We start from the raw sequence: 22,909 nt of genomic DNA, 5'->3' as shown, positions 1-22,909 counted from the left end.
TTCATGCAGCCGCACGACTTCTGGCAGGAGATGCATACGGCGGGCACGTTTTCTTGCGAGGCGCCGTTTTCTGGGTTCTTTCCCGTCAGCCTCGATGACGGGCGACAGCTGCGCCTGCCGATCCGCCCGCTTTCCGACGGCAAACACGCGCTCGCCTCGCTGATCATCAACCAGGCGAGTTTCGAGGTGCAGGATGCGCTGGCTGCGGACCTTGCAAAGAAGCTCGAACCCTACCGCCCCGACGTGATCGTCGGCCTGCCGACGCTCGGCCTCACTCTGGCGGCAGCCGTCGCCCGCGCGCTCGGCCTGCCACGCTACGTTCCCCTCGGGACCTCCCGCAAATTTTGGTACGACGAGGCGATGTCCGTGCCGCTATCATCGATCACCACGCCCGACCAGGTGAAGCGCCTCTATGTCGATCCGCGCATGCTGCCTCTCATCACGGGCAAGCGCGTGGTGCTGGTGGACGACGTCATTTCCTCCGGTACCTCGATTGTCGCAGGTCTCTCGCTGCTGAAGTCGCAGGGCATCGAGCCGGTCGCAATCGGCGCGGCGATGCTGCAATCGGTGCGCTGGCATGACAGGCTGGATGGGTATGGCGCCGAGTGGCGGGAGAGGGCGGTGGGGGTGTTCGGGACGCCGCTGCTGGTTAACGCGGGCGAGGGGTTGTGGGGTTTGTGACGTCAGTCCAAAAAGCGTTCTCTCACGCGAAGGACTTCGCGCGGCTGGGTTCCTGTGACGAGCAAAGTGATGAGGGAGCTTGTCACAGGAATCCAGTGCCATCGCGTCCGCAATGCGGGGAGCTCTTGATCGGGCTGTTATTTCGACAGGTGCGTCTGAGCGCATTTCCACCTTGCGAAACACGGCCGGCGGGATAGGATCGCGATCACCCACCGCTTCTGACAATCACGATATCGGGAATGAAATCATGCAATTGGTGTTCGACGGCCATAACGATGTGCTTTTGCGGCTCTGGCGGAACATGAAGGCTGGTGGGGATCCGGTGGCGGAGTTTGCCGGGGGGACGGCGGGGGGGCATATCGATGCGCCGCGGGCGAAAAAGGGCGGTCTCGTCGGTGGGCTTTGCGCCATCTACATTCCCTCGGGCGATCTGGTTCTGTCGGATCCGGATGCGGACGGACATTATGCGACGCCGCTGGCAGCGCCGCTCGACTATGCGCCGTCGCTCGATATCGCGCTGGAAATGGCCTCCATCGCATTGCGGCTCGACCGGGCCGGGGCTTGGCGGTTGTGCCGGTCCGTCAGCGAAATCCGCAAGGCGGTCGAGGACGGTGTGTTTGCCGCCGTGATGCATATGGAGGGCTGTGAGGCGATCGATGCGGATCTTGTCAATCTCGACGTGTTCCATGCGGCGGGCCTGCGGTCGCTCGGTCCCGTCTGGAGCCGCCACAACATCTTTGGCCATGGCGTGCCGTTCGCCTTTCCTATGACGACCGATACGGGGCCGGGGCTCACCGATGCCGGCTTCCGGCTGGTCAAGGAATGCAACCGGCTCGGCATCGCGATCGACCTTTCGCATATTACCGAGAAGGGGTTCTGGGATGTGGCGAAGACCAGCGACCAGCCGCTGATCGCCAGCCATTCCAACGCGCATGCGCTGACGCCGGTCGCCCGCAACCTGACGGACAGGCAGATGGACGCGATCAGGGATAGCGGCGGTCTGGCCGGGCTGAACTATGCGGTGACCATGCTGCGGCCCGACGGGCGCGACGATGCGGCGACCCCGCTTTCCGACATGGTGCGCCACATCAACTACATGGTCGAGCGGATGGGGATCGACAGCGTGGCGCTCGGATCGGACTTCGACGGCGCCACGATACCGCAGCAGATCAGCGATGCTGCAGGCAATCAAAATCTGGTTGCGGCCCTCAAAACTGAGGGATACGCTGACGAGGATCTCGCAAAGCTTTGCCGTGAAAACTGGTTGAGGGTTCTGGGCAAGGCTTGGCAGGAATAGGCTCGGAAGACGGGCTTCGAACGGGTTAGAAACAGGCTTCCGCAACGTACGGAACAGGGGAAATCACATGCTTCATCTTCGCTCCCACACTCTTCGAATGCTGTCGGCGACCGCAGCGCTGTCGCTGCTTTCGTTTGCCGCACCCTATGGTCTTTCCGGAGAGGCGATGGCCGCGACGCCGGCCGATACGCTGGTCGAAGGCTTTGCGATCGACGACATTATCAGCATCGATCCGGGCGAAGCCTTCGAGCTTTCGGCGGCCGAGGTGACCGCCAACAGCTACAGCAAGCTGGTGACGCTCGATCCTTCCGACACGTCGAAAGTGATCGGTGATCTCGCCGACAGCTGGACGGTGTCCGACGATGGCATGACCTATACGTTCAAGCTGAAGCCGAACCTCAAATTTGCGTCCGGCAACCCGATCACCGCAGAAGACGTCGCCTTCTCGTTCGAGCGCGCCGTGAAGCTCGACAAGTCGCCGGCGTTCCTTCTGACCCAGTTCGGCCTGAAGGCTGACAACGTCACCGAAAAGGCGAAGGCATCCGGCGCCGACACGTTTACCTTTGTCGTCGACAAGGCCTATGCGCCGAGCTTCGTGCTCAACGTGCTGACCGCAACAGTGACCGCGGTGGTCGACAAGAAGGTGGTGATGGAGCATGCGAAATCCGTCACCCCGACGGCCGAATACAAATTCGACACCGATTTTGGCAATGAGTGGATGAAGACCGGCTATGCGGGGTCCGGCCCGTTCAAGGTGGTCGCATGGCGCGCCAACGAAGCCGTCGTGATGGAAGCCAACCCCAATTATTACGGCGAGAAGCCGAAGCTGAAGCGGGTGATCTACCGCCACATGAAGGAAAGCTCCGGCCAGCGCCTTGCGCTTGAGAATGGCGATATTGATGTGGCCCGCAATCTCGAGCCGAACGACATGGACTCCGTGTCGAAGAAGGAGGGCATCTCGCTCACCTCAGCGCCGAAGGGCACCGTCTACTATTTCAGCCTCAACCAGAAGAACAAGAACCTCGCCAAGCCGGAAGTGGTCGAGGCGATGAAGTATCTCGTCGACTATGATGCGATCGGCGCGACGCTGATCAAGGGTATCGGCGAAATCCACCAGACCTTCCTGCCAAAGGGCCAGCTCGGCGCGCTCTCCGACAACCCGTACAAGCTGGATGTGGCGAAGGCGAAGGAACTGCTGGCCAAGGCGGGTCTTGCCGACGGCTTTACCGTGACCATGGACGTGCGCAACACGCAGCCGGTGACCGGCATTGCCGAAAGCGTGCAGCAGACGCTGGCGCAGGCCAATATCAAGCTGGAAATCATTCCGGGCGATGGCAAGCAGACCCTGACCAAGTACCGCGCCCGCACCCACGACATCTATATCGGCCAGTGGGGTTCGGACTATTTCGACCCGAACTCGAATGCCGAGACGTTTACCGTCAATCCTGACAATGCCGATACGGGCACGACGAAGACGCTCGCCTGGCGCAATGCCTGGGACGTGCCGAAGGAACTTTCGGATGCCAGCAAGGGCGCGCTTCTCGAAAAGGATGCTGCCAAGCGCGCGGCCACCTACGAGGACCTGCAGAGAAAGGTTCTGGCCACCAGCCCGTTCGTGATCGTCTTCCAGCAGACGGAAGTGGCCGGCTATTCGTCCAAGGTGAAGGGTTACAAGCTCGGCCCGAGCTTCGACACCAACTTCGTTGCTCCGGTCTCGAAGGAATAGCCGATAGGGGACGATTTCCTTGACGCTTCCCGATGTAACGACTGTGACACGGCGCAACCGGCGCCGTGCTCCCTCCATTGTCAAAGGTACGCTGCGGTTTCTGATCACCGCGGCGACCACTTTTCTCGGCCTTCTGGCCGTCACCTTCTTCATCGGCCGCGTGGTGCCGATCGATCCGGCACTGGCGATCGTCGGTGACCGCGCACCGGCTCATGTGGTGGAGCGGGTGCGCGAGGAACTGGGCCTCAACCTGCCGCTCTATCATCAGTTCTGGATCTACATAAAACAGGCGCTGACCGGTGATTTCGGCACCTCGGTGCTGACGACGAACCCTGTGATGACCGATATCGCGCGGGTGTTTCCGGCAACGATCGAGCTTGCCACGATCGGCACGCTGATCGGTGCTGTTATCGGCGTGCCGCTCGGCGTGCTGGCCGCCGTCAAGCGCGGGTCGATCGCCGACCAGATCGTGCGCATCATCGGCCTGATCGGCTATTCGGTGCCGATCTTCTGGCTGGGACTGCTGTCGCTTGTCGTGTTTTACGCCAAGCTGCGCTGGGTCGCCTATCCCGGCCGCATCGATATCGCCTACGAATACACGTTCACGTCCGTGACCGGCTTCTTTCTGGTCGATGCCATCTGGCAGCGGGAGTGGGAGGTGGTGTGGGACCTGTTCCGCCACATCATCCTGCCCGGATGCCTGCTCGGCTATTTCTCGCTCGCCTATATCAGCCGCATGACGCGCTCGTTCATGCTGACCGAACTTTCGCAGGAATATGTGGTCGCGGCGCGGGCCAAGGGCCTGTCTGAAACGCGGATCATCTGGTTCCACGCGCTGCGCAACGCGGCCGTGCCGCTGATAACAGTCATCGCACTGTCCTATGCGGGACTGCTGGAAGGCTCGGTTTTGACCGAAACCATCTTCTCCTGGCCGGGGCTAGGCCTCTACATCACCAACTCGCTGCAAAATGCCGACATGAACGCGGTGCTCGGGGGCACACTTGTGATCGGCATGGTGTTCGTCGCCATCAACCTGTTTTCCGATCTTCTCTATCGGACGCTCGACCCGAGGACGCGCCGATGAGTGTCGTTGAACCGTTGAAACCCTATAGCCGGGCGTGGCTGCTGTCCGACCGGCCGACCTCCCGCCATCAGGCCCGCGTCGGCCGCGCCTATGTGGTCTGGCGGCAGTTTTCCGAAAACCGGCTGGCACTGCTTGGCCTGTTCATCATTCTGGCGCTGATCTTCATCGCCATTTTCGCCAATGTCCTTGCGCCGCATAACCCGGTGCAGGGCGACCTGCGCAATTCAAGGCTGCTGCCGCCGGGGTCAGCCGGGTTCCTGCTCGGCACCGACGACCAGGGACGCGACATTCTCTCGCGGCTGCTCTACGGATCGCGGCTGACGCTGTTCGTGGTGGTGCTGGTAGCGGTCATCGCAGCGCCAGTCGGGCTGATCGTCGGCACCGTCTCGGGTTATGCCGGCGGATGGGTGGATGCGATCCTGATGCGGATCACCGACATCTTTTTCGCCTTTCCGAAGCTCGTGCTGGCGCTGGCGCTTGTCGCAGCGCTGGGACCGGGCATCGAGAACGCGGTGCTTGCCATCGCGGTCACATCCTGGCCGCCCTATGCGCGTATCGCCCGCGCCGAGACGATGACGTTTCGAAACTCGGAATTCATTTCGGCGGTGAAGCTGATGGGTGCCTCGCCGTTTCGCATTGTGCTGCGCCACGTCATGCCGCTCTGCATGTCGTCGCTGATCGTGCGTGTCACGCTCGATATGGCGGGCATCATCCTGACCGCCGCCGGCCTCGGCTTTCTGGGTCTCGGTGCACAGCCGCCGCTGCCGGAATGGGGCGCGATGATCGCATCCGGTCGCCGTTTCATTCTCGACCAGTGGTGGGTAGCCGCCATGCCCGGTATCGCCATCCTGATCGTCAGCCTCGGCTTCAACCTTCTCGGCGACGGATTGCGCGATGCGTTGGATCCGAAGGAGGCCGGACAATGACGGAGAAAGGCCAATGATGATGGGCAATCCTTCCGTCAACATGACTGCTACCACCGAAGCGCCGCTGCTTGCGGTCGACGACCTGCGCGTGACGTTTCCGACCCGCACCGGCGAGGTAACCGCTGTGCGCGGCGTTTCGTTCACGCTCGGCAAGGAACGTCTCGGCATCGTCGGCGAATCCGGTTCCGGCAAGTCGCAGACCGGTCGCGCCATCATGGGGCTGACGGCGGGGCATGCGAAGATCACCGCGAACAAGCTGGAATTTCGAGGTCGCGATCTTCTGTCGATGCCGAAGTCCGAGCGTCGGCATATTCGCGGCAAGCAGATCGCGATGATCCTGCAGGACCCAAAATATTCGCTCAATCCGGTCATGACCATCGGCCGGCAAATCGTCGAGACGCTGAAGACCCATGAGAAGGTCTCGGGAGCGCAGGCGAAGGAGCGGGTGATCACGATGCTGGAATCGGTGCAGATCCGCGATCCGGGCCGTGTCTACGATCTCTATCCGCACGAGGTTTCCGGCGGCATGGGGCAGCGGGTGATGATCGCGATGATGCTGATCTGCGGGCCGGAGCTTCTGATCGCTGACGAACCGACGTCCGCGCTCGACGTGACCGTGCAGCTCGACGTTCTCGACATTCTAGACAAGCTGGTGTCCGAGCGCGGCATGGGGCTGATCTTCGTGTCTCACGATCTGCGTCTGGTCTCCTCCTTCTGCGACCGGGTGCTGGTGATGTATGCCGGACGGGTGGTGGAGGAACTGGCGTCTGCCGATCTTTCCAAGGCGAGCCATCCCTATACGCTCGGGCTTCTCAATTGCCTGCCGACGATAGGCTCGAACCGGCATCCGCTGCCGGTGCTCGACCGCAAGCCGGAGTGGTCGCTATGAGTGCCATGATCTCCATCAGGGACATGCTCGTCACCTATGACGATTTTGCAGCACTCGATCATGTCAGCATGGATGTGGAAGAGGGCGAAAGCTTCGGAATTGTCGGTGAATCGGGCTCGGGGAAATCGACGCTGTTGCGCGCCGTTTCCGGGCTGGCAGGGTTCGACAGTGGCACGCTGACGGTCGCGGGGAAAACCTATTCGGGGCAGAGTAGGACCAAGGAATTCTACCGCACCGTCCAGATGGTGTTCCAGGATCCCTACGGATCGCTGCATCCCCGACAGACGGTGGACCGGCTGCTGTTGGAGCCTCTGGCGATCCATGGCTTTACCGATGTCGATGTGCGGATTGCCCGCGCGCTGGATGAGGTCGGGCTGGGAGCGGGTTTCCGCTTCCGCTATTCGCACCAGCTTTCCGGCGGCCAGCGCCAGCGGATCGCGATTGCCCGGGCACTCATCCTCGAACCGAAGATCCTGCTGCTGGACGAGCCTACCTCGGCGCTCGATGCGTCGATCCAGGCGGAAATCCTCAATTTGCTGGAGCAGGCAAAGCGAGACCGCGGATTGACGTTCGTGATGGTCAGCCATGATCTCGGTGTGATCAGCCATATGTGCGGCCGTCTTGCGGTGATGAAGAGCGGCAAGGTGGTGGAAACCGTGCCGGCGCAGGCGCTTGAAAACCGCGAGTTCTCGGCGGATTACACCCGACAGCTGCTGGTGGCGAGCGAAGGCTTCAGCCGCGGCTAATCCTTGTGGCGGGCGGCAGAATGCTATTGTGCACCTGCGAAATGCCCGTAAGATCGCGGTTAAGAGATCAATAAGCAGGGGAACAATGCCATGAAGACGGTTGCTGGTTGGGGTGTGTTTTCGCGCCGGAGCGTGATTGCGGCGTCTGTTGCGCTTGGCCTTGCCGCCTCGATGGGAAGCGGGGCGTTTGCCGCGGCAAAGACGTCGGTCACGATCGGCATGACGATCGAACCCATTGGTCTCGATCCGACGATTGCCGCCCCTGTCGCGATCGGGCAGGTGAGCTGGCAGAATATCTTTGAGGGCCTGACGACGGTCGACAGCGCCGGCAAGGTGCAGCCGCAGCTTGCGGAAAGCTGGGAGATTTCCTCGGACGGGAAGACCTATACGTTCAAGCTGCGCCAGGGCGTGACCTTCCACAACGGCGTCGCCTTCGACTCGTCCGTTGCGAAATTTGCGATCGACCGGGCTCGCGGCGCCGACAGCGTCAATCCGCAGAAGCGCTATTTCGCCTCGATCGAGACAGTGGAGACGCCCGATGCCGCAACGCTGGTGCTGAAGCTGAAGCAGCCGGCGGGCAGCCTGCTCTACTGGCTCGGCTGGCCGGCATCTGTCATGGTCGAGCCGAAATCCGCTGCCGACAACAAGACCACGCCGGTCGGCACCGGTCCGTTCAAGTTCGTGTCCTGGCAGAAGGGCTCGAAGGTCGATCTGGCGAAGAACACTGACTACTGGAACAAGTCCGTTTCGGTGAAGCTCGAGACAGCGGTTTTCCGGTTCATCGCCGATCCGCAGGCGCAGGCAGCGGCCCTGAAGGCCGGCGATGTCGACGCGTTTCCGGAGTTCGGCGCGCCGGAACTGGTCTCCTCCTTCGAGGGCGACACGAAGCTCACGACTGTGATCGGCAATACCGAGCTCAAGGTCGTGGCTGGCATGAACAATTCGCGCAAGCCATTCGACGACAAGAAGGTTCGCCAAGCGCTGATGATGGCGGTGGATCGTGCGACCGTTGTCGAAGGTGCATGGTCGGGTTACGGCACGCCGATCGGCAGCCACTACACGCCGAACGACCGCGGCTTCAAGGACTTAACCGGCGTCTACCCCTACGACGCCGAAAAGGCGAAGGCGCTTTTGAGCGAGGCCGGATATCCGAACGGCTTCTCCTTCACCATGAAGGCGCCGCAGATGGCCTATGCGCAGCGCTCGTCGCAGATCCTGCAGGCGATGTTTGCCGAAATCGGCGTCACGATGAATATCGAAACGACCGAGTTTCCCGCAAAATGGGTATCGGACGTGCTTAAAGCCGGCGACTACGACATGACCATCGTTGCCCATGCGGAGCCGATGGACATCGATATCTACGCCCGCGACCCCTATTACTTCCACTACAAGAACCCCGCCTTCAACGAGATCCTCGCCAAGGTCGAGGCGACCGCCGATCCTGCGGAACAGGACAAGCTCTACGGCGAGGCGCAGACGATCCTGGCAGAGGACGTCCCGGCCTTGTTCCTGTTCGTGATGCCGAAGCTCGGCATATGGGACGCGAAGCTGAAGGGGCTGTGGGAGAACGAGCCGATCCCATCGAACGTGCTGACCGAGGTGTTCTGGGAAGAATGACGATGCGTCTCGCCGTGATCTGCGCCGGTGACGTTTCCGACAACGCGAGAGGCGTTAAGCTTTGCGATGAGGTGGCCTTGGGAAAGATGGGGCTTAATCGCGGATGACTGAAATCCCCCTCTGGCCTGCCGGCCATCTCCCCCACAAGGGGGGAGAAGGTATGCGGCACCCGATTGCCTCGATCGTGGCCCGGCGGTTCGGCCGGGTGATATTCCGAGGGGAAACCGCAGGAGTGATCCAGATGTGGCCGCGCACTTTTTGGGAGTGGGTTCTCGTTATCTTCGTGCTCGGAACGGCAGCTGTTTTCATTCTCGTCCCAGCCTACGCAATGATTTTCATCACTATTCATGGCTACTGATGATGATCCTATTAGCAGTAGGGGAGCAGGGACTTGCCTCAAGTGAGCAATATGCCTGGATCGAGGGAGGTGCTTCAGCAGAGGCGTCGGGAGGGTACGGCATTGGTCCTTCTCCCCGCGCGGGGAGAAGCTGCCGGCGAGCGGATGAGGGGTGGGATGCAGCAGGAACGTGCGGAATGTGGATCCAAGCCACCCAGGCGGAACTCGGGGACTGTCTGCCTCGCATCTGTGAGCTCTCCCTCATTCCTGTGCACGTCACAGGAATGAGGGATCTTGGAGGGTGTGCCCCATGATCTCCATCCTTATCCGGCGCATCCTGTCGCTCGTCGTCACGCTTCTCGTCGTGTCGTTGCTGATCTTCGTCGTCATGGGTCTCTTGCCGGGGGATCCGGCGGCGATTGTGCTCGGGACGTCCGCGAGCCCGGAAACGCTGGCGGCGCTGAGAGCCCAGATGGGGCTCGATCAGCCGCTGCCGGTGCGTTATCTCGCTTGGCTCTGGGGTGTTCTTCAGGGCGATCTCGGGCAGTCCTATACCTATGGCGTGCCGGTTGTGGGGCTGATTGCGGAGCGGTTGACGGTGACGCTGCCGTTGGCGTTGATGGCGGTTCTACTCTCGGTCGGAATTGCCGTTCCTCTCGGCGTGCAGGCGGCGAAGAAGCATAATGGCATGTTCGATGCCTTCGTCGGCGCGGTGTCCTATGTCAGTATCGCGGTACCGGCCTTCTGGGTGGGGCTGCTGTCGATCATCCTGTTTTCGACGCTGCTCGGCTGGATGCCGGCGGGTGGATTTCCGGGCTGGGACGCGGGACTGCTGGCCGGGCTGCAGGCGCTGCTGCTGCCGGCGATCGCGCTGGCGCTGCCGCAGGCGGGCGTGTTGACGCGGGTTGCGCGGGCCGCGGTGCTGGACGTGATGAACGAGGATTACGTGCGCACCGCCCGTGCCAAGGGACTGGGCGAGGGGGCAGCCCTCTGGCGCCATGCGGTGCCGAATGCGCTTGTGCCCGTGGTGACGATGATCGGCATGCAGTTCACCTTCCTGATCGCCGGTGCAGTGCTGGTCGAAAACGTCTTCAACCTGCCGGGTCTCGGACGGCTTGCCTACCAGTCGCTGGCGCAGCGTGACATCGTGGTCATGCAGGACGTCGTCCTGTTTTTCTCGGCTCTTGTCATCGTCGTCAACTTCCTCGTCGACCTCCTTTACCTGGTGATCGATCCTCGGCTGAGGGTGGGGGTGAAATGAGGCATCTGCTGCGCCGTCCCGTTCTTCTTGCCGGACTTGTCGTGACGTTGTTCCTGTTTCTGGTGGCGCTTCTGTCGCTGGTCTGGACGCCCTATCCGCCGTCGAAGATGAATATCGTCAACAAGCTGAAGCCGCCATTCGAATTCGGCCTGCTCGGGACCGACCAGTTCGGACGCGATGTCGCTTCCGCGCTGATGGTCGGCGCCTGGAATTCGCTGTCTACCGCGCTGCTTGCGGTGGCGATCGGTGCCACGATCGGCACGGCGGTCGGCACGGTGGTGGCGATGCGGCGCGGCTGGGTGGAGCAAATCGTGATGCGCGGCTGCGACATCATCTTCGCGGTTCCGCCGATCCTGTCGGCGATGATGCTCGGCGCCTTTATCGGATCCGGCCGGTTCACGGCGGTATTTGCCATCGCCACGTTCATGGTGCCGGTGTTTGCACGGCTGACGCTTGCCGCGGCACGGCAGATCTGGACGCGCGACTATGTGGCGGCGGCTATCGGCATGGGGCGTTCGAAACTGAAGATCACGTTCGTTCACATTCTTCCCAATATTTCGAACCAGATCATCGTGCAGGTGACGATCCAGCTCGGTCTCGCGATCCTGACCGAGGCGGGGCTTTCCTATCTCGGGCTCGGCATGCCGCCGCCGAACCCGACCTGGGGGCGGATGCTTGCGGATTCGCAGACGTTCCTTGGGCAGGCGCCTTGGCTCGCCTTGATGCCGGGGCTGGCGATCGCGATCGCGGTGCTGGGCCTCAACATGCTCGGCGATGGTCTGCGCGACCTTCTCGATCCGCGCTCGACACCATGATTTTCAAACGACGACCTGAGTGAAAGACTTTTCATGAACGCCCTTTTGAAACTGACGATCCGGGACATACTTTCTCTTTATGCGCAGAAGAAGCTTTCGCCGCTCGAATACTGGGAGGTGGTCGAGGCACGGGTTTCGGCGTTCGAACACCAAGTTCAGGCGCTCTACCTCTACGATCCGGACAGCGCACGGCAACAGGCGAAAGCGTCCACCGAGCGCTGGGCGAAGGGCGAGACGCTTGGGATGCTCGACGGCATTCCGGTGACGATCAAGGAACTGATCGCCACGAAAGGGCATCCGGTGCCGCTCGGGACCGCCGCGACGGAGCTGACGGCGGCGGCCAGCGATGCGCCGGCCGCTGCACGGCTGCGCGAGGACGGCGCGGTGATCTTCGCAAAGACCACATGTCCCGATTACGGCATGCTGTCGTCAGGGCTTTCCAGCTTTCACCCCTTAAGCCGAAATCCCTGGAACCTGACGCAGAACCCGGGCGGATCCAGTGCCGGCGCGGCGTCTGCTGCGGCTTCGAGCTTCGGACCCCTGCATATCGGCACCGATATCGGCGGTTCGATCCGGCTGCCGGCCGGCTGGACGGGGCTTTTCGGCTTCAAGCCCAGCCAGGGCCGCATTCCGGTCGATCCGTTCTTTGTCGGGCGCTGTGCCGGCCCGATGACGCGGACGGTGGAAGACAGTGCGATCGCCATGGCGACCCTGTCGCGCCCCGACTGGCGCGACGCGACATCGCTGCCGCCCAACGCCTTCGACTGGGTGGATCTCGACATCGACGTCAAGGGGATGAAGATCGGCCTGATGCTGGATGCGGGCATCGGGATCTCTCTCGACGACGAGGTGCGCGCGGCGGTGACGGCTGCGGCAAAGCGGTTCGAGGCGGCGGGGGCCGAGATCGTGGAGGTTGCGCCCGTCATGACGCGGACGATGCTGGACGGGCTCGACAGTTTCTGGCGGGCGCGGTTCTGGGGCGATATCGAGGCGATGCCGGACGAGCGCAAGGCGCAGATCCTGCCCTACATCTTCGAATGGGCAAAGGGCGGGGCTTCGGTTTCCGGCGTCGAGGCGGTGCGCGGTTTCAACCAGACGAACGAGATGCGCAAGGCCTGTGCGAGACTCTTCTCCGGCGTCGATGCGGTTTTGTCGCCGACCAACCCGATCGTCTCCTATCCGGCCGACTGGGCATCGCCGACCAACGATCCTCTGAAACCGTTCGAGCATATCGGCTACACGGTGCCGTGGAACATGTCGGAGCAGCCGGCCGCCTCGATCAACTGCGGTTTCTCCCGCAGCGGAATGCCAATCGGGCTGCAGATCGTCGGGCCCCGGTTCGCAGACGTGCTCGTTCTGAAGCTGTCGCATGCGTTTGAGCAGTGGACCGGCGGCGTGACCAACTGGCCAGAGCCGAGACTTACGCCCTGATCTGCCCGTCCAGTGAAGGTCCGAGCGCAAAAATCGGCGATGGAACCTTCACGGTTTCGCCGCGTTTCATTTTGGCAGACGAATGCGTGCACTTTGCGTCTGGTGGAGTATGATGTGCGAGAGGCATCCTTTCGAACACGGCCGGGCCTGATATCCCGATCTTCGCCTAGCCTCACAGTTTGCATGTCGTTTGAACCTTTCCGCAAAGCCCGCGCCTTCCGCGCGGCGCCAAGATCCGTAGAAACAGGAGATCTCCATGGCCGCAGCTACTTCCACGAATGCCGAAATTGCCCGCGCTCGCACCGCCGCCGGTGCTGCTACGACGTCTGACATCGAAGCGCAGCTGCAGCAGCTCCGCGAAGATATCTCGTCGCTTGCCAAGACCGTCGGCGCCGTCGGCAGCAGCACGGCGAGTGAAGTGAAGGGCAAGGCCCGTCGCGCCGCATCCGATGCGACCGATGCGTCCATGCAGATGGTTGAAGCTGCCCGCGAGCAGGCGATCTCGTTCGAGCGCGACCTGGAAGCGAAGATCCGCAAGGCACCTATCCAGTCGATCGCGATCGCAGCCGGCGTTGGCTTCGTCTTCGCTCTTCTGTCGCGTCGCTAAAGATGATGGGCCTTGGTCCCCTTATCGCTTCGTTTGCCGCGATGGATATCGCGGCATTTACGGAGCGGCTGAAGCGCAACATCATGCTGTATGGGTTGGCTGCACTTTTCGTGCTGACGGCCTATGTGCTGGGCGTTGCGGCACTTGCCGTTCATCTGTCGCAGTTCTGGGGCCTTCCCATAGCGCTTCTGGTGGTTGCAGGCGGCGCGCTGCTGCTGGCCGTTATTTTCTACCTTTCGGTGACGCTCACCGCGAGAGCGGAAGTCAAGCGCAAGAAGCAGGCAGTGGCCGCCAATAGCGGCAAGACGCTGGCTTTGACGGCAGCACTCACAGCGGTTCCGCTTCTTCTGAAGTCGAAGCCCCTGATGTTTGCATCGATCGCGGGGGGCCTCGGCTTCCTCGCCCTGAGCGGTGGCAGGACGCGTCGTCGCTTTACAAATTCTGGAGAGTAACACCAGCCGTTACTCGTCTTTCGATCATCGAGCTGCCGGACAAGTTCCGGCAGCTTTTTTTGTGTCTTGTCGGATTGTCATGAGGCTCTGGTCGACGCTCGCCCGGAGCGAAGGGTTGCGTGCTATTCAGAATTCTGCAAACACGGGGGAGGGCAGTTGTCTGGCGCTACGCGAAACACACAAAAACGCCGCCCGTGAAGGCGGCGTCTATGAGTTTACATGTACTTCGCTGAACGTTCAGCCGCCGAAGGCGCGGGACGTGATGGCTGCGTCACCGGCATCCGGGCCGTAATCGACCTCGCCGGATACGCCAAGCAGTTCCTGTAGGCGTGTACGGGCGCGCGAGACGCGGCTCTTGATCGTGCCGACAGCGCAACCGCAGATCTCTGCAGCTTCCTCATAGGCAAAGCCTGCGGCGCCGACGAGAACAATCGCTTCGCGCTGATCGTCCGGAAGCTTGTCGAGCGCTGCACGAAAATCCTGCAGGTCGAGGCGACCATACTGTTCGGGGTGCACGGAAAAGCGTTCGGAGAACAGGCCGTCGCTGTCTTGCACTTCGCGGCCACGCTTGCGCATCTGGCTGTAGAATTCGTTGCGCAGGATCGTGAACAGCCAGGCCCGCATGTTGGTGCCGGCCGTAAAGCTCTTCTGGTTCGCCCACGCCTTCATGATCGTGTCCTGGACAAGGTCATCGGCCTTGTCGTGACGACCGGTCAGCGAGACGGCAAAAGCGCGCAGGTTCGGCAGCGATGCCAAAAGGTCGCGCTTGAAAATGCGATCGTCGTTGTCTTCTTCCTGGCTCATTTCGCATCCACCGACTTGGCGTTGCGCTCGGCATGGTCGAGCCGTTCGAGCAGATCGAGGAAGCGATCGGGGATACCCTCCTCCTGGACTGCGTCATAAAATTCACGCAGTTTGCGAGAGATCGAGGCGTTGGGAGACACTGACCCAGGCCTTGCTTCTTGAGATTGGCTTGTTGTCATGTCATCTTTTTTTGTGTTGTCGTCACTCATCACTCAAATGGCCTGTTCGATATCGTCACCTCACAATTCGCGGATCGAAAAAAAGTTCCACCCTTGCGGAACTTTTTTTAAGTACCCACGTTATTAGTCCGTCAATTGCCCTCATTGGGTCCCGGGGAGTATTTTTTTATGTCACTGACCTCACGCGTTGCGTCTCATCTTCCATATCTGCGCCGCTATGCGCGGGCCGTTACCGGATCGCAGACATCGGGAGACGCCTATGTCGCGGCGGTCCTCGAGGCCCTGATCGCGGACGTCTCCATCTTTCCGGAGTCGTCTAAGGATCGTGTATCGCTTTACAAACTGTTTGTCGCAATTTTTGGTTCCACTTCAATCGAGATCCGGCCGATCGACTCGCCGTTTGCTTGGGAACAGCGCGCAGCGGCTAACCTTTCGAACCTTCCGTCGCAGTCCCGTCATGCCTTCCTTCTGATTTCGGTCGAAGGCTTCACGATTGAGGAAGCGGCTGAAGTTCTCGATATCAGCGTTGGTGAAGTGAACAAGCTTCTCGACGAAGCCTCGCGCGAAATCTCCCGCCAGGTCGCGACCGATATCATGATCATCGAAGACGAGCCGCTGATCGCGCTCGACATCGAGCAGATGGTGCAGGACCTTGGTCACCGCGTCACGGGTATCGCCCGTACCCACAAGGAAGCGGTATCGCTGTTCCAGACATCGCAGCCGAAGATGGTTCTCGCCGATATCCAGCTGGCGGACGGAAGCTCTGGCATCGACGCGGTCAACGAGATCCTGAAGTCCTCCAATGTCCCTGTGATCTTCATCACGGCATTCCCAGAGCGTCTGCTGACCGGCGAGCGGCCTGAGCCTGCTTTCCTCGTCACCAAGCCTTTCAATCCGGATATGGTGAAGGCTCTCATCAGCCAGGCCTTGTTCTTCAATGACGCGGTTAAGGCTGCTGCCTGATCTATCTGCCATCGATCGATTTTAGGCAGGAACAAACCCCAAAGAGAGGCGTTCTGGGATATCGGAACGCCCCGCTTGCTTTCCCGTTATGATGCCGAGCGATGTCTTCCCTTGATTTAAAGCGTCCGTGGGATACTTACCTGCGGATATTGAAAAAGAGATTTGGCCTGGTTGGTACGTCTCGTTAGAGCTAAGGATTACCAAAGGGTTGGGTTGTTTCGACAAGACCGACACTTTATAAGATTTTGAACTTGAATGAGTTGCGGAAGTCTATATTCAGACTTCCGTTCGCCTGGAAGTCGCAACGGAGTTTACCAAGTGACGCATCCGCTGACATGGCAGCAAGCTGGTCAGAGTGATGACAAGTTGCGTGAGTTTTTCATGCCAGCGCTGATTGATCTCGGCGCATGCATCATTATCCAGGACACCCAGCAGAATTACCTTCTCGTTGCCAACCTGCCTCAGGTCTGGTCGCTTCAAGGCGTGGATGCGCCAAGCGATGCAAGCCTGTTCGGCGACGACGTGGCTGCGAAACTCCACACGCTGAAATCGGAAATGACCGAGCTTGGCCGCAAAGGCCATATCGAGGTCACGGCGGGTTCGGACCAGGTCTTCGAATTCCGCGTCCAGGCCGTCGGCGTCGAAGGCGGGAACCTGCATCTGGTCACCACGATCAATGACCGGTCGGAAGAGCGGCATCGTGAGCGGTTGCTCCGGGCCTTGCTGCGCGAAGTCAGTCACCGCTCCAAGAACCTGCTTGCGATCATCCAGAGCATCGCGCTGCAGACGGCGCGCTATTCAGGGTCGCTCGATCTTTTCCTGCACAAGTTCCGTGGGCGGCTCTATTCGCTGTCGCAGAGTCAGGACCTTATCACCGATTCGAGTTGGCGCGGCGCCTATCTTTTCGATCTGGTTCAACAACAGACCGAAAAGTATCTTCCCGACAACAAGCATCTCGTCCGCATGGGCGGTGACAACGTGCTGCTGACGCCCAATGCATCGCTGCATGTGGGGCTGGCACTGCACGAACTGGTGGTCAACGCCGTCAGTCACGGCTCCGTCATGCGCAGCCGCCTGCCGATCGAAGTGGCGGCCAACCGGGTGCACGTGGATGGGCATGACGTTCTTGAGATCGTCTGGGACGAGGCGTTGATAGAAAACGACAGCGTCGACGTCAGCGAGGACGGGATGCGATCGCATTTCGGCAGCACGGTTCTCGAACGGGTGGTACCTGCGTCCGTCAACGGAAAGGCACGATATGTGATCTCCAACGATCGCATACAGTACCGCCTGAGCTTTCCGCTCGAAGGCGCCAGCGACTGAAGGTCGGGCCAACCAATTCCCCACATGATGCGAAGGCCCGATGATCGAAGCATCGGGCTGTTCGCGAATGTGGAGCCACGGGGATAGCCCCATGCGAGGCTCGTTGCTTGGCGCCATGTTTTCACGTCACAAGGGAACAAGTCGTGCCGGCGATAGCGGCTGCCCAAAACGGAGCTGGCTCGGTTCCACTAGGGAGCCGAGCCAGTTCTTCTCTTCGAGGGGGATTGAAGAGTATGTCCGAAGGCTCTTTGTAGGGCGGGGGACGGGGGGTCGCCTTCAGACATCAGTAGAACGGGCGTCCGGGAATTAGGTTCCGGCATATTTTCAAAAAATCGAAGAAAAAATGAGAGCGGACGACGCAACGGAAAACGGCGGCTTTCGCCGCCGTTCCGGGTCGTATCTGGAGCGCTGAAATCAGCGCTTCAGGGTTCTCGGATCGAGCGCATCGCGGATTGCATCGCCCATGTAGTTGACGCTCAGAACCGTTGCAGAAATCGCAAGGCCTGGCCATAGCACGCGTGATGGCGTCAGCTGCAGGAAGTTGGCGCCGTCAAACAGCAATCGTCCCCAGGTCGGGAAATCCGACGGGAAGCCGAGGCCGAGGAAGGACAGCGACGATTCCGTGATGATGGCCGAGGCAATGCCGAGCGTCGCAGACACCATGATCGAGGACAGGACGTTGGGCAGAATATGCCGAAGCACGATCCGGTATTCCCGCATGCCGCTCGATTTCGCCGCCAGGATGAATTCCTGGCTTTTGACCGCAAGCACATCGCCACGCACGATACGTGCCGTGTGCATCCAGCTCGTGACGCCGATGACGACCACGATCAGGATGAAGATGCCGGTCTCCGGTCCGAAGGCTGCGCGCAGCGTATCGCGGAACAGAAGCAGGATCACGAGCAGAAGCGGCAGAAGCGGCAGGGCCAGGAACAGGTCCGTCAACCGCATCAACGGCCCATCCAGCCTGCGGAAGTAGCCCGAGAGGACCCCCACCAGCGTGCCAAGGAAGAGCGCGAGCAGCATGGCGGTGATGCCGACCGCAAGCGAGATGCGGCCGCCGGCCAGAACCTGGGCCAGCATGTCCTTGCCGAGGTTATCGGTGCCGAACGGATGCGCCAGCGACGGCCACTGGTTCTTCTCGCGGATGTTCAGCTGGTTGGGCGCGACCCTGTGGATATAGGGGCCGACATAGACAGCCAGAACGATGAAGGTGAAGACGATGAGGCCGGCGACGCCGCCCTTATGCGCTCGGAACTGCCGCCACATGTCGGCCATAGCGGAGCGTGTTGGGGATGACGCCCTGGCGGGTGCGGGGTTTGCGATTGTCGCGTCAGTCATACCGGATCCTCGGGTCAAGAATGCCGTAGAGAACGTCGGCGATTAGGTTGAAGAGTACGATCAGCACCGCGAAGATGAAGGTCAGTGTCTGAACGAGAGGAATATCGGCGCCCTGGACGGCGACGATCAGCAATTGCCCCAGCCCGTTCACGCGGAAGATCTGTTCGGTGATGATGGCGCCGGAGAAGATCGTGGGTACGCCGAGCGCAATCACCGTCACGACCGGGATCAGGCTGTTGCGCAGAACGTGGACGAGCAGCACGACGTTTTCCTTGACGCCCTTGGCGCGGGCGGTGCGGACATAATCCTGATGCAGGTTGTCGAGCATGGATGCGCGCACGAAGCGGGTGATCTGCGACGCGTTGTAAAGCGCCAGAACCGCCACCGGCATTGCCATCTGCTTTGCCTGCGCAACGAAGGTGGCAAAGTTCGTGACCTGCAGATTGGTATCGTAGACCGACGGGAACCACTGCAGGTAGGACGAGAAGATGACGATCAGGAGCACGCCGGTGAAGAAGGTCGGCACCGAATAGCCGACCATCGAGACGAAGGTGCCGACCTGGTCGAAGATCGAATACTGCTTGTAGGCGGAGATGACGCCGATCGGAACGGCGATCAGAATGCCGAACAGATAGGCGAGGCCGACGACCCACAGCGTCTGCGGCAGGCGCTGGACGATGAGATCAACGACAGGGCTGCGGGTAGCCCAGGAGAGGACACGCATGCGCTGACCATCGCCGAACTGCCAGCCTGTGAGGCGTTCGAGAATATTCAGCGGCTCGTTGATGAAGAACTGCTGCAGCCAGTAGAGATAGCGCATGAAAAACGGCTGATCCATGCCGAGCGAGGCGCGGATCTGTTCGCGGACTTCCGGCGGGATCGTCAGAGGCAGGTCGCCGGTCGGATCGTTTGGTGCCAGATCGAGCAACGCGAAAATGACGAAGCTGATGACCAGCAGGGTCGGTATTGCGAAGAACAATCGTCGCAACGTGTATGTGAACATGTACGAATTACTCCAGACGACGCCGGATCATGCCGCATAGTGCGGTGATAGGGCGCGAAGTCCTGATGTGCCGCATCGGATCTTCCCGAGCCCGAAGTTCGGAAAGATCATGCCAGTCTCAAGCGGGAAGGACGCCGGCAGCTTTGTGTGCTGCCGGCTGCTTTGCTTTACTTCTTGCGCGACCAGTCAGCGATGTTCCACACCTGGCTGTCCCACGAGTTCATCTTGATGCCTTCGAGGGTGGCTGCGAAGGACGACTGGTCACCGCGGTGGACGAGCGTGATATGCGCGCCTTCCTCGGTCAGCATGTCGTTGAGCTGCTTGGCGAGCGCTGCGCGCTTGTCGAGATCGGCGGTTCTGGAGAGTTCGCCGACCAGCTTGTCGTAGTCAGGGTTGCAGTAGCGCGGGATGTTCTGTCCCTGCCAGCCGTTTGCCGGGCCGGGGATCTTGTCGCACAGCCATTCCGCCAGATACTTTTCAGGATCCGTGCCATCGAAGTTGTTGGTGTACATTTCGACGTCGGCATAGAACTTCTGGAACGTGTCCGGGCTTGCCGGGTCGCCACCGAAGAAGACCGAGGCAGATGCGTTGCGGAGTTCCGCATCAACGCCGATTTCCGCCCACATCGCCTTGACCAGTTCCTGGGTCGCCTGGCGAACCGAGTTGGTCGAGGTGGAGTAGAGGTAGGAAAGGCGCACGCCATCCTTGGCGCGGATGCCGTCGGAACCCTTCTTCCAGCCGGCATCTTCGAGCAGCTTTTTGGCGCCTTCGATATCCTGCTTCAGGCACCAGCTGTCGTTCTTGGTGGAGGCGACGACTTCCGGTGCGGGCACGATGTTGCAGGTTGCCCTGCCGGACTGGCCGTAGCCGGCCTCGACGATGATGTCGCGGTCGATGGCAAGCGACAGTGCACGGCGCACGGCCGGATCGCTCAGGGACGGATGCGGGCCTGCTTCCTTGGTGGAGCGCTTGGCGCCCAGCGACGGATCGGCGTTGAAGTGGTTGAGGTTGATACGCTCGACCTGGGTGCCGAACGAGATTTCAAGACGGCCCTTGCCGGCAGCGAGCATGGTCTGCAGCACTTCCGGCTCGACCTGGGCGTTCCAAGCATAGTCGTATTCGCCGGTTTCAAGCACGGCGCGAGCCGCAGAGGCCGCATCGCCGCCGCCCTTCAGGGTGATCGACGCAAAGGCAGGCTTTGCCGGATCGCGGTAGTTCGGGTTGGCCTTGAAGGTGATGACGTCGTTCGGCTTGAAATCGGCCACCATGAAGGCGCCGGTGCCGATCGGTCCGAAGTTGGCGGCCGTGCAGCCGGGAGCCTTGGCGCCGACGCAATCCTTGAACTGCTTGGCCTGGATGACCGGCGACTGGGCGCCGACAAAGGCCGAGTAGGGGTATGGCTTGGGTTCGGTGAAGGTGATCTTGACGGTGTTCGGGTCGATCGCCTCGACATTCTTGACACCTTCGTACTGGGCCGCCTGGGCGCAGCCGCCATCCGGCGCCGTGCAGTATTTCCAGGTGAAGATCACGTCTTCAGCGGTAAACGCCGTGCCGTCGGACCATTTGACGCCCGGCTTGATCTTCCAGGTCATGCTGAGAAGGTCTTTTGCAACGCCGCCGTTTTCGACCGTCGGGATCTCGGTGACGAGCCACGGAACCAGTTCGCCCTTTTCGTCGTAGCGGGCGAGGGGCTCAATCACGATCGAGGATGCAAAGACTTCCTTCGTGCCGCCCGAAAGATACGGGTTCAACGTGGAAACGGCCTGCCAGAACAGGGCCTTCAGGTCTCCGTCAGTGCCGCGCTCGGCGTGGGCTGCGGTGCCACCCAGGGCGAGCACGGCCACCGTGCCGACCAATAGGTGCTTCAACTTCTTCATGCTGCTATTCCCCTTGATGTTGATTTGTCTCGATTTTAGTGCCCGGATCGCCCGTTTGCCGGTGTCGATGCCGTCGAGCTGCATGGCGCCCTGTCTTCCCTGGCGCGTCGCAGATTAGAATTCCCGCATCCTCCTGAAAAGTAGGTCGTATATTACATTTGATACCCGCAATATGCTGAGGTGATCAAAATTTGAGCCATCTAAGCATAGGCCTATTTTGTGTTCAAGGGCGAAAATTGACGCTTGCAAATTCCAACGAAGCCGTCGCAATATCGCAGCCTTCGAGACTGGAAATACCAATAAATCTAGAGGATTGCCCAAATGCCTGTCATCAATCGCGTCGCCGAAATGCAGGATCAGGTTGCAGAATGGAGACGCCATCTGCACGAGAATCCTGAGCTTCTCTACGACGTTCACTACACATCAGCCTTCGTTGCCGAGAAGCTGAAAGCCTTTGGTTGCGACGTGGTTGAGAGCGGCATCGGCAAGACGGGCGTCGTCGGCATCATCAAGGGCAGCCAGGGCGATGGCCCGGTTATCGGCTTCCGTGCCGACATGGATGCGCTGCCGATTCTTGAGACATCGGGCGTGCCGTGGGCTTCGAAAACACCGGGCAAGGCGCATTCCTGCGGCCATGACGGACATACCGCAATGCTTCTGGGTGCGGCCCAGTATCTTTCCGAGACCCGCAATTTCAAGGGCTCCGTCGCTGTCATCTTCCAGCCTGCCGAAGAAGGCGGCGCAGGCGCGCTTGCGATGATCGAGGACGGGATGATGGACAAGTTCGCCATCAAGGAAGTCTATGGCATGCACAACGCACCGGCGCTTCCGGTCGGCAGTTTCTCGATCCGCAAGGGCGGCATCATGGCGGCGGCCGATACGTTCGAGATCACCATTTCCGGTCGTGGCAGCCATGCCGCGCAGCCGCACCTTTCGATCGACCCGGTGCTGACCGCATCGCATGTGGTGATCGCGCTGCAGTCCGTCGTTTCCCGCGAGACGGATCCTCTGAAATCCCTGGTTGTCACGGTCGCATCGATCCATGGCGGCCAGGCGAGCAACGTCATTCCGGCCTTCGTGACGCTTGCCGGCACCGTGCGCACGCTTTTGCCTGAGACGCGCGACTTTGCCCAGAAACGCCTGAAGGAAGTCGCCGAGGCGACCGCGATCGCCCACGGAGCAACGGCCGAAGTCACCTACAATCGCGGCTATCCGGTCACCTTCAACCATGACAACGAGACCGATTTCGCCGTCGGGATCGCCTCGAAAGTGGCGGGCCAGGGCAAGGTTGACGCCAATGCGGCACCGCATATGGGCGCCGAAGACTTTTCCTACATGGTGGAGCAGCGGCCGGGTGCCTTCATCTTCCTCGGCAATGGCGATACCGCCAATCTTCACAATGCCGCCTACGACTTCAACGACGAGGCCATCCCCTATGGCGTGAGCTACTGGGTTTCGCTTGCCGAAACGGCGCTCGCCGCCTGATCGTCACCTCTTCCGACCGGCCCCTCGCGATGCCGCCACTCAGTCGCGACGGGGCCGCCTAAACC

21 protein-coding genes are annotated in these 22,909 nt (G+C 60.8%); 16 read left to right on the top strand and 5 right to left on the bottom strand.

Going from position 1 to position 22,909, the window contains the following annotated elements:
- Window positions 1–3 precede the first annotated feature (3 nt).
- From ACQY1P_RS19640 to ACQY1P_RS19580, 13 genes are all read left to right on the top strand, one after another.
- Window positions 4–681 (top strand): phosphoribosyltransferase, encoded by a 678-nt coding sequence (locus ACQY1P_RS19640; protein ID WP_430255020.1) that lies wholly within the window; start codon window positions 4–6, stop codon window positions 679–681.
- A 247-nt stretch (window positions 682–928) separates the two neighbouring features.
- Complete coding sequence (locus tag ACQY1P_RS19635; RefSeq protein ID WP_430255018.1) at window positions 929–1,978, top strand: dipeptidase; 1,050 nt, start codon at window positions 929–931, stop codon at window positions 1,976–1,978.
- A gap of 67 nt (window positions 1,979–2,045) precedes the next feature.
- Window positions 2,046–3,704, top strand: coding sequence for an ABC transporter substrate-binding protein (locus ACQY1P_RS19630; protein WP_430255016.1), 1,659 nt, complete (start codon window positions 2,046–2,048; stop codon window positions 3,702–3,704).
- Between the two features lie 43 nt (window positions 3,705–3,747).
- A complete protein-coding gene (locus tag ACQY1P_RS19625) occupies window positions 3,748–4,788 on the top strand; it encodes an ABC transporter permease (RefSeq protein ID WP_430256745.1) in 1,041 nt (346 codons plus the stop codon).
- A complete protein-coding gene (locus ACQY1P_RS19620) occupies window positions 4,785–5,714 on the top strand; it encodes an ABC transporter permease (RefSeq protein WP_430255014.1) in 930 nt (309 codons plus the stop codon). Before ACQY1P_RS19625 ends, ACQY1P_RS19620 begins: the two co-directional genes overlap by 4 nt.
- A gap of 19 nt (window positions 5,715–5,733) precedes the next feature.
- A complete protein-coding gene (locus ACQY1P_RS19615; RefSeq protein ID WP_425503210.1) occupies window positions 5,734–6,603 on the top strand; it encodes an ABC transporter ATP-binding protein in 870 nt (289 codons plus the stop codon).
- A complete protein-coding gene (locus ACQY1P_RS19610; protein WP_430255012.1) occupies window positions 6,600–7,349 on the top strand; it encodes an ABC transporter ATP-binding protein in 750 nt (249 codons plus the stop codon). The genes ACQY1P_RS19615 and ACQY1P_RS19610 overlap by 4 nt, the downstream gene beginning before the upstream one ends.
- A gap of 90 nt (window positions 7,350–7,439) precedes the next feature.
- Entirely contained in the window at window positions 7,440–8,966 is a 1,527-nt protein-coding gene (locus ACQY1P_RS19605; RefSeq protein ID WP_062582017.1) for an ABC transporter substrate-binding protein, read from the top strand.
- 647 nt (window positions 8,967–9,613) lie between these two features.
- Complete coding sequence (locus tag ACQY1P_RS19600) at window positions 9,614–10,564, top strand: ABC transporter permease (RefSeq protein ID WP_430255010.1); 951 nt, start codon at window positions 9,614–9,616, stop codon at window positions 10,562–10,564.
- On the top strand, window positions 10,561–11,379 hold the full coding sequence (locus ACQY1P_RS19595; protein WP_430255008.1) for an ABC transporter permease: 819 nt from the start codon (window positions 10,561–10,563) through the stop codon (window positions 11,377–11,379). Before ACQY1P_RS19600 ends, ACQY1P_RS19595 begins: the two co-directional genes overlap by 4 nt.
- A 33-nt stretch (window positions 11,380–11,412) precedes the next feature.
- Window positions 11,413–12,810 carry an amidase gene (locus ACQY1P_RS19590; RefSeq protein ID WP_430255006.1) on the top strand — a complete coding sequence of 466 codons (1,398 nt, stop codon included), beginning with the start codon at window positions 11,413–11,415 and terminating at the stop codon, window positions 12,808–12,810.
- Between the two features lie 256 nt (window positions 12,811–13,066).
- On the top strand, window positions 13,067–13,417 hold the full coding sequence (locus ACQY1P_RS19585; RefSeq protein ID WP_062461311.1) for a DUF883 family protein: 351 nt from the start codon (window positions 13,067–13,069) through the stop codon (window positions 13,415–13,417).
- Window positions 13,418–13,419: 2 nt separating this feature from the next.
- Complete coding sequence (locus ACQY1P_RS19580; protein ID WP_430255004.1) at window positions 13,420–13,869, top strand: hypothetical protein; 450 nt, start codon at window positions 13,420–13,422, stop codon at window positions 13,867–13,869.
- A gap of 237 nt (window positions 13,870–14,106) precedes the next feature.
- Here the strand turns inward: ACQY1P_RS19580 and ACQY1P_RS19575 are convergent, their stop codons facing one another.
- Window positions 14,107–14,673: an RNA polymerase sigma factor gene (locus tag ACQY1P_RS19575; protein ID WP_174196858.1), complete on the bottom strand. Its 567-nt coding sequence runs from the start codon at window positions 14,671–14,673 to the stop codon at window positions 14,107–14,109.
- Window positions 14,670–14,852: a NepR family anti-sigma factor gene (locus tag ACQY1P_RS19570; RefSeq protein ID WP_062461941.1), complete on the bottom strand. Its 183-nt coding sequence runs from the start codon at window positions 14,850–14,852 to the stop codon at window positions 14,670–14,672. The genes ACQY1P_RS19575 and ACQY1P_RS19570 overlap by 4 nt, the downstream gene beginning before the upstream one ends.
- A 168-nt stretch (window positions 14,853–15,020) precedes the next feature.
- On the opposite strand from ACQY1P_RS19570, the gene ACQY1P_RS19565 reads away from it, so the two are divergent.
- A complete protein-coding gene (locus tag ACQY1P_RS19565; RefSeq protein ID WP_062461304.1) occupies window positions 15,021–15,815 on the top strand; it encodes a response regulator in 795 nt (264 codons plus the stop codon).
- Window positions 15,816–16,196: 381 nt separating this feature from the next.
- Window positions 16,197–17,138: an HWE histidine kinase domain-containing protein gene (locus ACQY1P_RS19560; protein WP_244474087.1), complete on the top strand. Its 942-nt coding sequence runs from the start codon at window positions 16,197–16,199 to the stop codon at window positions 17,136–17,138.
- A 414-nt stretch (window positions 17,139–17,552) separates the two neighbouring features.
- On the opposite strand, the gene ACQY1P_RS19555 is transcribed toward ACQY1P_RS19560, so the two are convergent.
- From ACQY1P_RS19555 to ACQY1P_RS19545, 3 genes are all read right to left on the bottom strand, one after another.
- Window positions 17,553–18,479: an ABC transporter permease gene (locus tag ACQY1P_RS19555; protein ID WP_092659653.1), complete on the bottom strand. Its 927-nt coding sequence runs from the start codon at window positions 18,477–18,479 to the stop codon at window positions 17,553–17,555.
- Complete coding sequence (locus tag ACQY1P_RS19550; RefSeq protein WP_062461290.1) at window positions 18,472–19,482, bottom strand: ABC transporter permease; 1,011 nt, start codon at window positions 19,480–19,482, stop codon at window positions 18,472–18,474. Before ACQY1P_RS19550 ends, ACQY1P_RS19555 begins: the two co-directional genes overlap by 8 nt.
- A gap of 167 nt (window positions 19,483–19,649) precedes the next feature.
- The gene (locus ACQY1P_RS19545) at window positions 19,650–21,359 is read right to left on the bottom strand and encodes a peptide ABC transporter substrate-binding protein (protein WP_430255002.1); all 1,710 of its coding nucleotides are present in this window, start codon (window positions 21,357–21,359) and stop codon (window positions 19,650–19,652) included.
- A gap of 321 nt (window positions 21,360–21,680) precedes the next feature.
- Here ACQY1P_RS19545 and ACQY1P_RS19540 point away from each other — a divergent pair, with 321 nt between their 5' ends.
- Complete coding sequence (locus ACQY1P_RS19540; RefSeq protein ID WP_430255000.1) at window positions 21,681–22,844, top strand: M20 aminoacylase family protein; 1,164 nt, start codon at window positions 21,681–21,683, stop codon at window positions 22,842–22,844.
- Window positions 22,845–22,909 lie beyond the last annotated feature (65 nt).

Source organism: Neorhizobium sp. DAR64872/K0K18 (genome assembly GCF_050500175.1).
In the GTDB taxonomy this organism is placed as follows: domain Bacteria; phylum Pseudomonadota; class Alphaproteobacteria; order Rhizobiales; family Rhizobiaceae; genus Neorhizobium; species Neorhizobium soli.
Note: the sequence above shows the minus strand (reverse complement) of the source record. Positions and strands in the feature narration are given on the sequence as shown.

Excerpts from the sequence above, each read along its gene's own strand:
- ACQY1P_RS19640 (WP_430255020.1), top strand. The coding sequence starts at position 4 with ATGCAGCCGCACGACTTCTGGCAGGAGATGCATACGGCGGGCACGTTT.
- ACQY1P_RS19635 (WP_430255018.1), top strand. The coding sequence starts at position 929 with ATGCAATTGGTGTTCGACGGCCATAACGATGTGCTTTTGCGGCTCTGG.
- ACQY1P_RS19630 (WP_430255016.1), top strand. The coding sequence starts at position 2,046 with ATGCTTCATCTTCGCTCCCACACTCTTCGAATGCTGTCGGCGACCGCA.
- ACQY1P_RS19620 (WP_430255014.1), top strand. The coding sequence starts at position 4,785 with ATGAGTGTCGTTGAACCGTTGAAACCCTATAGCCGGGCGTGGCTGCTG.
- ACQY1P_RS19615 (WP_425503210.1), top strand. The coding sequence starts at position 5,734 with ATGGGCAATCCTTCCGTCAACATGACTGCTACCACCGAAGCGCCGCTG.
- ACQY1P_RS19610 (WP_430255012.1), top strand. The coding sequence starts at position 6,600 with ATGAGTGCCATGATCTCCATCAGGGACATGCTCGTCACCTATGACGAT.
- ACQY1P_RS19605 (WP_062582017.1), top strand. The coding sequence starts at position 7,440 with ATGAAGACGGTTGCTGGTTGGGGTGTGTTTTCGCGCCGGAGCGTGATT.
- ACQY1P_RS19600 (WP_430255010.1), top strand. The coding sequence starts at position 9,614 with ATGATCTCCATCCTTATCCGGCGCATCCTGTCGCTCGTCGTCACGCTT.
- ACQY1P_RS19595 (WP_430255008.1), top strand. The coding sequence starts at position 10,561 with ATGAGGCATCTGCTGCGCCGTCCCGTTCTTCTTGCCGGACTTGTCGTG.
- ACQY1P_RS19590 (WP_430255006.1), top strand. The coding sequence starts at position 11,413 with ATGAACGCCCTTTTGAAACTGACGATCCGGGACATACTTTCTCTTTAT.
- ACQY1P_RS19585 (WP_062461311.1), top strand. The coding sequence starts at position 13,067 with ATGGCCGCAGCTACTTCCACGAATGCCGAAATTGCCCGCGCTCGCACC.
- ACQY1P_RS19580 (WP_430255004.1), top strand. The coding sequence starts at position 13,420 with ATGATGGGCCTTGGTCCCCTTATCGCTTCGTTTGCCGCGATGGATATC.
- ACQY1P_RS19575 (WP_174196858.1), bottom strand. The coding sequence starts at position 14,673 with ATGAGCCAGGAAGAAGACAACGACGATCGCATTTTCAAGCGCGACCTT.
- ACQY1P_RS19570 (WP_062461941.1), bottom strand. The coding sequence starts at position 14,852 with ATGACAACAAGCCAATCTCAAGAAGCAAGGCCTGGGTCAGTGTCTCCC.
- ACQY1P_RS19565 (WP_062461304.1), top strand. The coding sequence starts at position 15,021 with ATGTCACTGACCTCACGCGTTGCGTCTCATCTTCCATATCTGCGCCGC.
- ACQY1P_RS19560 (WP_244474087.1), top strand. The coding sequence starts at position 16,197 with ATGCCAGCGCTGATTGATCTCGGCGCATGCATCATTATCCAGGACACC.
- ACQY1P_RS19555 (WP_092659653.1), bottom strand. The coding sequence starts at position 18,479 with ATGACTGACGCGACAATCGCAAACCCCGCACCCGCCAGGGCGTCATCC.
- ACQY1P_RS19550 (WP_062461290.1), bottom strand. The coding sequence starts at position 19,482 with ATGTTCACATACACGTTGCGACGATTGTTCTTCGCAATACCGACCCTG.
- ACQY1P_RS19545 (WP_430255002.1), bottom strand. The coding sequence starts at position 21,359 with ATGAAGAAGTTGAAGCACCTATTGGTCGGCACGGTGGCCGTGCTCGCC.
- ACQY1P_RS19540 (WP_430255000.1), top strand. The coding sequence starts at position 21,681 with ATGCCTGTCATCAATCGCGTCGCCGAAATGCAGGATCAGGTTGCAGAA.